This window comes from Streptomyces mutabilis (assembly GCF_014649815.1).
Taxonomy (GTDB): Bacteria; Actinomycetota; Actinomycetes; order Streptomycetales; family Streptomycetaceae; genus Streptomyces; species Streptomyces mutabilis.
Genome location: NZ_BMTT01000034.1, coordinates 1 through 12,757, shown reverse-complemented (window position 1 = coordinate 12,757; position 12,757 = coordinate 1). Strand labels below are relative to the sequence as shown.

Genomic DNA, 12,757 nt, shown 5'->3' with positions numbered 1-12,757 from the left:
CACTCACCTGTCTTGGGCCTCGTTCAGAACGACTTGAGGGCGTAGTCGTCCACGACGACGAGGGCCCTTCCGGCTCGGTCGGTCACGGTGATGTCGAAGCGGTGGACGGCCCCGGCTTCCGGGGTGCTCCGCCGACGGATGTGCGCGGAGCACTCGGCGGGCAAGGGCGCGTGGATACGGATCGCGCCCACCGCGAAGGGCAGGTACAGCGGTGGCGGGCCCGCCTCGGTGCCGTCCGGCCGGCCCATCACGGCGATGACGGCCTGGAAGAGGCCGTTCAGCAGGGCGGGGTGCAGCACGTCCCGGGGATGCCGGTCGGCCGTCGACGGCAGCGTCAGGTGGGCCACCGCCTCGCCGTCCCGGAACATCACCTCATCGATCACCCGGAACCGCGGCCCGTTGTCGAGACCGGCCGCGGCCATGGTGGCGTAGGCGTCGGCGCCGGTCATCTTGTGGTCGCACCCCCCGATGACGCCGGCCAGGTCCACATGGGGTCCGGTGGAGTCGGGCGTGTTGGGCTCCACGCCGTCCAGGCCGAGGCGTGCCTGCATCCGGACGGGGCCGTCCGGCTCGGCGTCGAGGCCGATCTGGACCAGCACGGAGTCCTCCTCCGGGAACAGCCGCACCGCCAGGTCGACGGGCTCGTCGCCGGCCTCGATCGGCTGCAGCCAGAGCACGTCGCGCACCGAGCGGATCTCCTGCTCGATGCTGAGGGCCCCCGCGAGCCGGGCCATCTCCAGCGTCACGGCTCCGGGCAGCACCTTCCGGCCGCCCACCCGGTGGCTGTCCAGGAACGGCTCGTCACCGGTGAACCGGGTCGTGAACCGCTGTTCGAAGAACGACGAGCGATTGGCGTGCACAACGGGGTGGAGCCGGGCCTGCGCAGCCGGGGCCGACCGGTCCGCGGCCGTCGACTCCCCGCCGCCGGTCAGCGGCCTCGCCGTGTCCGGGGCCGGCAGCCAGTGGCGCCCGCGGGAGAACGGGTAGCCCGGCAGGCTCACCCGGCGGGCCGGCTCCGGGCCACGCAGGCCGGCCCAGTCCAGTTCGTGACCGCGCACCCACAGGTCGAGCAGCCGGCCGAACTCGCCGAGCCCGTACAGGGCGCGGGCCTCCTCCCCGGTACCGGCGTCACCGCCCCGGGCCCGCGGGCCGGGGAAGGCGGCACGGGCGCGGCCGCGGTGCGGCATGTCCCGTCCGGCCAGGAAGGCGGCCAGCTGCCGCTCGAGTTCATCAGCCGACCGGGCCACCATGCCCAGCCGCTCCTCGAGCGGCTCGCGCCCCACCTGGAGCGTGTACGCCATGTCGGCCAGCTCCTGGCCGGCCGGACGGTGGGCACGCAGCCACTCCAGCATCCGCTCGGCGACCGCGCGCAACTGCGCCTCGGTTCGGGCCGAGAGCGGCACCGCCACGGGCTGCCCGAGTGCGGTGCCGGACCGCTCCTCGCGGCCGGGCGGCTGGTACTCGGCGATCACCACATGAGCGTTGGTGCCGCCTGCCCCGAAGCTCGAGACACCGGCGATGCGTGGCTGCTCCTCCCGCGCACCGTCGCGGCCGAGGACCGGGCGGCGCCACGGAAGCACCTCCTGCGGCACGGTGAACGGAGTCGCCGAGAAATCGATCTCCGGATTGGGCTCGGCGGAGTGCAGCGAGGGAACGATCTCGCCGTGCCGCATCTGGAGCAGGACCTTGGTGATCCCGGCGATGCCCGCGGCGCTCTCGCAGTGCCCGATGTTCGACTTGACGGAGCCGAGGTGGCAGTGGTGCTCCCCCTCAGCCACGCCGAGCGCCTCGAACGCCTTGGTCAGGGCCGACACTTCGATCGGGTCGCCGAGCCGGGTCCCGGTGCCGTGCGCCTCGATGTAGGAGATCGCCCGCGGGTCGACGCCCGCCGAACGCACCGCCCGCCGGACAGCGGCCGACTGCGCGTGCGGGTTGGGCACCGTGTAACCGTTGGTCCGGCCGTCGTGATTGACCGCGGTGGCCTTGATCACGCCGTGGATGTGGTCGCCGTCGGCCTCGGCCCGCGCCAGCGGCTTGAGCAGGACGGCGCCGACGCCCTCGCCGGGGGTGTAGCCGTCGCCGTCGGCGCCGAAGGACTCACATCGACCACGGGTCGAGGCGAACCGGTTCTTGCCCAGCATCAGGAACTTGTTGGGGTGCAATGACAGGTTGACGCCACCCGCGATCGCGGCCTCGCACTCGCCCGAGCTCAGGCTCTGGCAGGCCAGGTGCAGGGCGGCCAGGGACGAGGAACACATGCTGTCCAGCGCGAGGCTCGGTCCGTGGAAGCCGTAGGTGTACGACACCCGGTTGGCGATGGAGGCCGCCGAGCCGTTGAGGGTGATCATTTCGCCGCGGAGCTGCCGCTGTGCGGCGTAGAGCTGGTACTCCTGGTACATCACGCCGACGAAGACGCCGACCTGACCCGGCAGGCCCTCGCTCTCGGCGCGGGCCACGGTGTCGCGGGTGTAGCCGGCGTCCTCCAGGGCATGGTGGGCGCACTCCAGGAAGATCCGTTCCTGCGGGTCCATGATCTCGGCCTCGCTGGGCGAGATGTTGAAGAACTGCGGGTCGAACCGGTCGGCGTCGGCCAGGAAGCCGCCCCACTTGGCGTAGGTGCGGTCCTGGCGGCCCGGCTCAGGGGCGTAGTACGGGGACGGGTCCCAGCGGTCGTCAGGGATCTCGGTGACGCAGTCGCGGCCCGCGCGCAGGTTCGCCCAGTAGGCCTCGATGTCGTCGGCCTGCGGATAGCGGCCCGCCAGACCGACGATGGCGATGTCCACGGGGCTGTGCCGCAGGGGCTCGGCGGACGCCGGGACCGGTTCCACGACCGTGGCCCGCGCCTGCGCGGCCGGGGCGCTGCCGGAACCGTTCCCGTCGGGCCCGCTCCAGCCGGAGCCGCTCCATCCGGTCACGCCGATCGAGAGGTCCGGAACGGCCGGGGCCGCCCCGTCACCGGGGGCGTCGCCGGTCGCGGCGGTCGCGCCCAGCAGCCTTTGCGCCTGCTCGGGGTGGCTGGCACACAGCGACTCGGCCAGCTCCCACAAGGTCTGGTTCTCGAAGAAGACGGTCTTCGGCAGCCGCCCGAAGTACGCCTCCAACCGCTGGGTCAGGTTGATGACCAGCACCGAGTCGATGCCGTACTGCTCCCAGGGCACGTGGGCGTCGATGCGCTGCGCGTCCAGCCGGATCTCCTCCGAGACCACGGTCTTGAGGGCCTCGGCCAGCAGCCCGGCCCGGCCCTCGGCGCCGTCGGCGGGCGGTCGCGCCGCCGTCTCCTCGGCTGCCGCCTGCGGCAGTCCGGTGCCCAGCCCGTTGCCGGTGCGTTCACGCAGGTACGCGCGCAGCTTCGCACCGTCCCCGACGAGCGGCAGGACGTGGCTCTCCCCGGTCGCCGCGCAGGCGGCGAGCAGTTCCAGGCCGGTGGCCCGGTCCAGCACGGCGAGCCCCGGCCCGTCGGCGGCCGCGCGTACCACCTGCGCGTCCACGGACATGCCGCCGTCATGCCACAGCTGCCAGTCGACCGACAGGGTCCGGCCGTGGCGCTCGCCCCGGGCCACGAGCGCCTCGCGGTGGGCCGCGTAGTGGTCCATGAAGGCGTTGCCGGCCGCGTAGTCCGCCTGTCCGACGTTGCCGACCGCTCCGGCCAGGGAGGAGAACAGCAGGAAGAACTCGAGGCGCAGATGGGCCGTCAGCTCGTCGAGCGTGACCAGGCCGACGGTCTTGGGGGTGAGCACCGTGCGGGCGTCGGCCGCCGTACGGCCCGTGATCAGTCGGTCCCGGGCGACGCCGGCGCAGTGCAGCACACCGTGCAGTCCGCCGTGCTCGCGCTCGATGCCGGCGATGACGTCGCGCATCACCGCCGCGTCCGCGACATCGGCTCGCGCGTACTCCACCATCACCCCCTGTGACCGCAGCCGGTCCAGGTGTGCGGCCGTACGCTCGTCCGGCGCGGAGCGGCCGGTGAGCACCAGCCGCGCACCGCGGGTGGTGCGCGCGATCTCCTGCGCCATCAGCAGCCCGAGCCCGCCGGTGCCGCCAGTGACGAGGTAGACGCCTTCGTCCCGCCACAGCGGCCCGTCCGCGGGCCGGGGCGGCGCGGGCAGCTCCGTCCACTCCTGCACGGAGCGGGATCCGTCAGGCAGGTGCCGTACCAACTGGTCGGCGGGGGCGCCGCGTTCGGCGAGCAGTCGCCCGGCCAGGACCTCGGGGCGCCTTGTGTCGTCGCAGAGCAGCAACTGGACGCCGACGGCGGGGTGCTCGGCGTGCAGGGTCCGCAGGAAGCCGGCCAGGCCGGCCCAGGGTGACGCGTGCTCTCCGGTGGGCGCCACGACCTGGAGCAGGACCCGGTCCTTGCGGTGCCGGCGAAGGATCTCCTGGGTGCGGTCCAGCAGCGCGACCGCGTGGTCCCGGTAGCGCGCTCCGGACTGCCCGGACTCCGCGACGAGAGCCTCGCACGCGGCCTCCGGCAGCAGCAGACGCAGCTTCTCCAGCTCCCGTTCCCCCGGGTCGCACACCAGGACCGCCCAGTGGTCGAAGCGTGTCTTCTCCTGCCCGGCCGGGACGGCCCGCTCACGCCAGCGCGGGGCGAGCAGCAGCCGCTCGACGGCCGTGGGAGCCGCCGGCGTGTACGCGTACGTCCGGAACGCCACCCGGCGCAGCCGGACCGCGACCCGGCCCGTGTCGTCGCACAGGCTGATGTCGACCGTCTTCAGCCGCTCCCCCCCGGCCCCCGCGACCTGCTTCAGGTGGGCCCACATCACCGGCCGCACCGTGCCCGGCAGGTCGACTCCGGCCACCGTGAACGGCAGTTCCGCGGAGGTCGCCGTGTCGTCGACCTCCGGTTCGGCGGACATGTCCGCGTCCTCGGGCAGTGCCAGGGTGAGCGTGGCCTGCAGCGCCGAGTCGAGCAGGGCGGGGTGCAGGGTGTAGCGGTCGAAGCCGTCGGTGACGGCCTCCGGCAGACGCAGCGCCACGAGCGCCTCGCCCTGCCCCCGGTGAACCGTCTCCACGGCCCGCTGGCCGGGCCCGTAGTCGAGCCCCGTGCGAGCGAAGTGCCGGTAGAGCCGGGCGCCGTCCACCACGGGCCGGGTGCACGCGGCCCGGATCGCCGCCAGATCCAGCGTCTCGGGTTCGGTCCCGACGCCGGTGACCTCGACACTGCCCTGGCAGTGCACGACGCCTTCTGCGGTGCCGTCCGTCGGGTCGCCGTGCACCATGAAGGCGACGTCCGTGCCCTCGCCCGGGGTCAGCGTCAGATGCAGGGTCTGCTCGGTGCCGGTCGCGACGAACGGCCGCAGCCAGACCACGTCCCGCAGCCGCACATCGGCGTCCCGCGCCGAGTCGGGCAGCGCCTCGCGCACCGCGGCCAGCGCCATCTCCAGATACGCCACGGCGGGCAGAACGCGGTCGCCGGCGACGCGGTGATCGGCGAGGAAGAACTCCTCGCCGGTGAGGACGGTACTGAAGCGCAGGCCGGCCAGGGTGGAGCTGTTGCGGTGCAGCAGCGGGTGGACGCGCTGCCCGGCGGCGGGCGCGGCCGGGCCCGAGTCCCGCTGCGGCGGGGTGACCCAGCAGCGTTCCTGGGCGAACGGATATCCGGGCAGTGGCACCCGCCGCGGCGCACGGCCGTCGTAGAGCTGCCGCCAGTCCAGGTCCACGCCCTCCACCCACAGCTCGGCGGCCTTGTCCAGCCGCCGCTCGCTCAGCAGGCCGGAGGTCAGGTCGGCGCCGCTGATCAGCTCCAGCAGCGGCTTGGACTGCCCCCTGACGGCGCGGCTGTCGCCGGTGAACACCTTTCCCGGCGCCGGTTCGCCGTCCAGGTAGCGGGTCAGGAGGGCGGCCAGCTCCTCGAAGCCGTCGGCGACCACCGCGAGACGCTGTTGCATGGCCTCCCGGCCGACCTGGAGGGTGTGGGCCACCGCGGCGGGCGTGGCCCCGCCGAACGGTCCGGGTCCACGGGTGGGCGCGTCCGCCGTGTCGTCGGCAGGCGAAGCGGTGACGGCGTCCGTCCAGGCACCGAGGTCGCTCAGCTCGCTCATGCCGAGGCGTGCCGCGTCGACGCCGAACTCCTCGGCCGCACGGCCGGAGAACTCCTGGCATCCGACACGGTCCAGCCCGTACTCGGTGAGCGGTGTGCCGGGCTCGATGTCGTCGGCGGGCACCCCGAGCTGGGCGGCAAGCGTCTCGCGCAGCCGGGCCAGTACGGCGTCCCGGTCGGGCCGGGCGCCCGCGGAGGGCGTACGGTCCGGGCGGGCGGCGGCCACGAACCGGGCCGCCAGGGCCCGCAGCCGGTCCTCGTCGCGGGCCGAGAAGACGAACAGCTGCGGTCCCGAGTCGCCCTCGGCGGACGCGTCCGGCTGGCCGGTGTACTCCTCGACCACCAGGTGGGCGTTGGCGCCGCCGGCCCCGAACGAGCTGATGCCGGCCCGGCGGGGAAGGACGGTCTCGTGACCGTCCCGGCGCACCACCGGGTGCTCCCAGGGCGCCAGTTCCTGCTGCACCCGGAAGGGGCTGTGCGCGAAGTCGATGTAGGGGTTGAGGGTGCCGGAGTGCAGGGACGGCACGAGCTGCCCGTGCCGCATCTGCAGGACGACCTTGGTGAGCGCGGCGATGCCGGCGGCCGACTCCAGGTGGCCGATGTTGGACTTCACAGAACCGATGGCGCAGGTCCCGGCACCCTCGGTGCGGTCGCCGAATGCCTTGGTGAGGGCGGTGATCTCGATGGGGTCGCCGAGCGAGGTACCCGTACCGTGGGCCTCCAGGTAGGAGATGCTCGCGGCCACGACGCCGGCGTCGTGCAACCCGGCCCGGATCAGGTCGGCCTGTGCGTTCGGGTTGGGCACGGTGAAACCGGTGGTCCGCCCGCCCGAGTTGACGGCGCTGCCCTTGATGACCGCGTGGATGTGGTCGCCGTCGGCGACGGCACGGTCGAGGGCCTTGAGGACGACGGCGCCGACGCCCTCGCCGGGCACATAGCCGTCGCCGCCCGCGCCGAAACTGCGGCAGCGGCCGTCGGTGGAGGCGAACCTGCCCTGGCTGAGCAGGATCAGCTTGTTGGGGTGGACGGTCACGTTGACGCCACCCGCGATGACCACGTCGCTCTCGCCCCGGCGGATGCTCTCGCAGCCCAGGTGGATCGTCGTCAGGGACGAGGAGCACATGGTGTCCACGGCCATGCTGGGCCCGTGGGCGTCCAGGAAGTACGACACACGGTTGGCGATCGCCGCGAACGACGACGGTACGGGGACCTCCTCGCCCTTGATCTCGCCGCGCAGCAGTTCGTACATGCCGTACATGACTCCGACGTAGACGCCCACGGTCTCGTCGGCCAGGGCGGCCCTGGTGTAGCCGGCGTCCTCCAGGGCATGCCAGGCGGTCTGCAGGAAGAGCCGGATCTGCGGGTCGAGGAAGTCGGCCTCGCCCGGCGACACGTTGAAGAACAGGGGGTCGAACTTGTCGACGTCGCGCAGGAATCCGCCCCACTTCGCGTACGCCTTGCCGGGCTTGGAGCCGTCCGGGTCGTAGTACCGGCTGTGGTCCCAGCGGTCGGCCGGCACCTCCCGGATGCTGTCGGTGCCGGAGGCGAGGTTGGCCCACAGTTCGTCGAGGTCGTCCGCGTCGGGGTAGCGGCCGCTGATGCCGATGACGGCGATGTCCCGCCCGTCACCGGCGCCGGCCGGCAGCGGCGCGGCGGTCGCGGCGCCGTTCCTGAGGGCGAAGCGGGCACGGGGCGGAGCGGTGGGCTCGGCGACGGCGGGCAGCGGTGCCGCGGCCGGGGTGGCCGGCCGGGCCGAGCCGAACAGGCGTTCCACATCCGCGGCCCGGTGCTCGAGGAAGTAGCCGGCCAGGTCCTCGATGCTGCGGTACTCGAAGAACAGCGTCTTGGGAAGTTCCGCGAAGTCCTCCTCGATCCTGCGGGTCAGGCTCATCATGACGATCGAGTCGATACCGAACAGCTCGAAGGAGTCCGTCGGGTGGATCTTCTCCACCTCGGTCTTGGTGCGTTCGCCGACCACCCGGGTCAGGTAGGCGGTCAGCGGCTCCCTCAGTGCGGTCGTGCCGGGCTCGGGCGCCCGCTCGACCGGGCCGCCTCCGGCCGCGGACCCGCCCGGTGCACCGAACGCACGGCGGATCAGGACGGCGTCACCGCCGACCGCGACCAGGTGCGGCCGGTCAAGGCGCAGCGCCTCCTCCATGGCCCGGCAGCCGTCCTCGGCGCTCAGCCCGGCGACGCCCAGCTGCTCGCGCATCACCCGGGCCGCCTCGGCGCCGATCCGCATGCCGCCGTCGGTCCAGTACGGCCATCCGACGGACAGGGTGCGGCCCGACCGCGCTCCCGCCCGCCGCAGCCGTTCCCGGGCGGCGGCGAAACCGTCCTGGTAGGCGTTGGCGAAGCAGTAGTCGCTCTGGCCGGCGTTGCCGAGCACCGCGGACATCGAGGAGAACAGCACGAAACAGTCCAGCGGTTCACCGGCCAGGGCCTCGTCCAGGAGCCGGGTGCCGACGACCTTCGGGGCGAGGACGGCGTCCACATCGGCGGCGGACCGGGTGCGCACGAATCCGTCGCGCAACTCACCGGCTGAGTGAAGAACGCCGTCGATCCGCCCGAAGTGCTCCTTGGCGCGCGCCACGAGACGGTCGACGTCCGCACGCCGTGAGACGTCGGCCGGTACGTACACGGCCTCGGCCCCGGCGGCTGTGAGGGTCCCGAGCCGCTCCCGCAGACCGGCGTCCGGCTCCCGTCGGCCGGTCAGCACCAGGCGCGCCCGGTACCGCTCGGCCAGGTGCCGCGCGACGATCAGGCCGAGGCCGCCGAGGCCGCCGGTGATCAGGTACACGCCGCCCTCGCGGAGCACCGGTGCCTGCTCGGCGGCCGATCCGGTGACCTCCTCGGCCCGCAGGGCTCGCCGGGTCTGTCCTTCCCACCACACGTCCACCGTCTCCGGGCCGGCCGCGAACTCGGCTCGCAGCAGGTCCGCGGCGCCGGCAGCGGTCAGCTCGGCCGTGCTGACGCCCACTGCCCGCCCGGTCACGAAGGGGTCCTCCTTCACCAGGCAGCGCAACCAGGCGCCCATCGCCCGATGCAGCGGACCGGGCTCCGACCCGGCGGCGACCGGGTGCAGGGACAGCAGCTCCAGCCGCCGCCGGGGCCTGCTGTCCGCCAGCGCCCGGCACAGGGCGTACGCCGTGTACAGACTCCGGTCCAGCGCGGTCACGTCGGCGCCCGAGGCCGGATCGGTGTCCGCGCGGTCCTCGGCGGTCAGCACGATCCGGTCCGGCAGCAGATCCCTCTCGCGCAGCTCCTTCAGCAGGTCTGTGAAGTCGTCCGGTGCGCCCGGACGCACGGTGTACCGGGTTCCGCCGGCGTCGGCCGTGTAGCGGTCTCCGGCTACGACCTCGACGGCGGCGTCCCGCCGCACCGCCGCGCCGAGCGTCCCGTCGTCGGGGAAGAGCACCAGCGTGCGCGCCGTGGCGTCGCCCGCACGCGGCGCGGTGGCGGGCGCGTCCCGCCAGGCCGGGGCGAGGAAGAGGAAGTCGTCGCCCTGAGCCGTCGGCAGAGCCGTGACGGTGAATCCGGTGATCTCCAGGACGACGGTGCCGTCCGCGTCCGTGACGGTCAGGTCGAAGGAGCGCGCGCCCGCGTCGGCCCGGTCCCCGGCGCCGGGCCGCACATGGGCGTGGGCACGGGAGGGCAGGGGGCCCAGGCAACGGATGCGCTCGACCGCGAACGGCAGATGGACCGTGCCGCGGGCGGCGTCGTCCCGCAAGAACGGGCGGATCGCCTGCCAGAAGCCGTCCAGCAGGGCCGGGTACAGGGCGAACGCGTCCCGCTGCGGGTCCTCGACGGCCGGCTCGAGGGTGGCAAGGGCCTCACCGTCGTTGCAGGCCACCTCGCGCAGCGTGCGGAAGGAGGGCCCGTACCACAGGGCGTCGCCCAAGTCCGCGGTCTCCGGGTACAGCTCGGCCGGGCCGAGCACGGTGGCACAGCGCTCGCGTACGGCCGCCAGGTCCAGGCGCGGTGCGTCCGGTGCCACGACGTCGGCATCGGCATCGGCGTGCCGCAGGCTGCCCGCGGCGCACAGCTCGCCGGCACCGTCACGCACCTCGAAGTCGGTGGTGGATTCCGAGGCCGGGAAGAGGACCACCTCCACCCGCAGGCCGGACTCCTGGTGACGCAGAGCCCGTGTCCAGGTCACCCCGGTGATCTCGGCGACCGGCCGCTGGGCGGACAGCTCGCCCGCCGCGCGCACCAGTTCCACCACGGCCGCGCCCGGCAGCACCGGGCTGCCGCCGACTCGGTGGTCGGCGAGGAAGGGCTCCTGGCCGGTGAAGGCCGAGCGGAACCGCTGGCAGGTGAAGTCGGAGACGTTCTCGTGCACCAGCGGATGGAGCCGGGCGGCGGCCATGCTGGACGTACGGTCGTCGCGGTCCATGTCGGCCGGGTACCAGTGGCGCTTCTTCTCGAAGGGGTACGTGGGCAGCGGGATCCGGCGCGGCTCACGGCCGCCCGGCGCGGCAGGCCAGGTCACCGGAGCGCCGGCCACCCATCTGCGCGCCGACTCCTCCGGCGACTCCTCGCCCGCGTCACGGCCGTCGGCACGCCGCGTGCCGCGGGCCACGGTGCCGCGGTGCACCCCGTCGCCGGTTTCGCCCAGCCGGGCGAAGGCGTCCAGGGCATCGGCCAGTGCGGTCCGCCCGGAGGCGACGACGGCCAGGCGCTCCCGCATCGCCTCACGGCCGGCCCGAAGCGTGTGGGCCACATTGCCCAGGTCCAGCTCCGGGTGGTCCTGGAGATGGGCGGCCAGCCGGCCCGCGTACTCCTTGAGCTGTGCCTCCGTCTTGGCGGACAGCGCGAAGACCTCGGTGCGGTCCGCGCCGTCCGCCGGAGCGGGGGCGCGTCGCGCGGTGTCCGCGGGTACGTACTCCTCGACCACGACATGGGCGTTGGTCCCGCTGAAGCCGAAGGAACTCACGCAGGCGCGCCGCGGCGCACCGGGCGCAGGCTGCCAGGGGCGGCCCTCGGTGGCGAGGGAGAAGGGCGAGGCATCGAAGTCGAAGTGCTCGTTGGGTGCGGTGACGTTGAGGGTCGGCACGAGCCGGCCCGCGCGGAGCGAGAGCAGCACCTTGTGCAGGCCCGCGACCCCGGCCGCGGCGGACATGTGCCCGATGTTCGACTTCACCGAGCCGATCGCGCAGAACCCGCGCTGATCAGTGAAGGTTCGGAACGCGGTGGCCAGGGCCTCCAGTTCGATCGGGTCGCCGAGCTTGGTCCCGGTGCCGTGGAGTTCGGCGTACGTGATCGTCCGCGGGTCGATGCCGTGGCGCCGGTAGACGCTCTCGGCCAGCTCGGCCTGGCTGCCCAGGTTCGGCGCGGTGATCCCGTTGGTCCTGCCGTCCTGGTTGATGCCGCTGGCGCTGATCAGGCCGTAGATGTGGTCGCCGTCGCGCTCGGCGTCGGCCAGCCGCTTCAGGACAACGGCACCGGCGCCCTCACCGGCGACGAAGCCGTCGGCGCCGTTGTCGAAGGACTTGCACCGTCCGTCGGGGGACAGCATCCCCGCCTCGCACATGTGGATGTAGGAGTCCGGGGTGAGGTACAGCGAGACGCCGCCGGCCAACGCCATGTCGACCTCACCGCTCTGCAGAGCGCGCACGGCGAGGTGGACACAGACCAACGAGGACGAGCAGGCCGTGTCGACCGTCAGGGCGGGGCCCTTCAGGTTGAGGTAGTACGCGAGGCGCGCGGCGGCGATCGCGTTGCTCACGCTGGTGACACTGGGGGTCTCCGTGCTCTCTGCCTGGACGAGGTTCTGGTAGTCCCCGTCGGCCATGCCGAGGTAGACGCCGCAGTTGCTGCCGTCCAGGCTCTGCCGGGTGTATCCCGCGTCCTCGAAGGCGTGGTAGCCCTCCTCCATGAACAGCCGGTGCAGGGGGTCCATCATCTCCGCCTCGGACGGGGAGATCTCGAAGAAGTACGAGTCGAAGCAGTCGACGTCGTCGAGGATGCCCATCCACCGGCAGTAGATGGAGCCCTCCTTGCCGACTGCGGGGTCGTAGTACCTGTCCATGTCCCAGCGGGACGGCGGTATCTCGCGCACACCGCTGCGTCCTTCGTCCAGCAGCTGCCAGTACCGCTCCAGGTCCGGGGCGGAGGCGTAGCGGCCCGACATGCCGACGATCGCGACGGGACCGGGGGCGGGCTCCGCGTCGGCGGCGGGCGCGGGGGGCGCGAGGGCGGGAGCCGACGTGGGCGCGGGAGCGGGGGGCTCGGTGGTCCGTGGAGCCGCCGGGACGCCGACGGACATGAGCCTGCGGGCCTGCTCCGGGGTCATCCGCTTCTCGCGCAGTGCGGTGAGGATCTCTTCGAGGGTCATCGGGTCACGCCTCCTCGGCCTGTACGGACAGCCGTGCCTCGGCCTGCTCGACGCCGAGCCGGCCCTCGTAGACCTGGGCCAGCAGCAGGTCCAGGTCGTCGCCGCCGGAAGGGGCGGCGGACGGCGGGGCCGGGATCTCGCCCGCCAGGAACTCGGCGAACACCCGCAGATTCGGGTACTGGTAGATCTTCGTCGTACTCACCGACGTGCCGAACTCCTTGTTCACCGCGCCGATCCACTCGACACCGACGATCGAGTCCAGCCCCAACTCCGTGAAACCACGGTCGACGTCCACCTCGTCGACCTCCACGAACAACTCCCGCGCCAAGCTCACCTGCAGCGCGGCCAACAACTCCTCCGACACCCGCACCGGCACCGGC

At 73.2% G+C, this 12,757-nt stretch carries 2 protein-coding genes; both read right to left on the bottom strand.

Annotated features, from left to right (window positions below; all coding sequences use genetic code 11):
* Positions 1 to 23: 23 nt before the first annotated feature.
* Positions 24 to 12,377 (bottom strand): SDR family NAD(P)-dependent oxidoreductase, encoded by a 12,354-nt coding sequence (locus tag IE142_RS33310; RefSeq protein ID WP_191889190.1) that lies wholly within the window; start codon positions 12,375 to 12,377, stop codon positions 24 to 26.
* 4 nt (positions 12,378 to 12,381) lie between these two features.
* The coding region (locus tag IE142_RS33305) for an acyl carrier protein (protein WP_191889189.1) at positions 12,382 to 12,757 on the bottom strand (376 nt) is incomplete at its 5' end.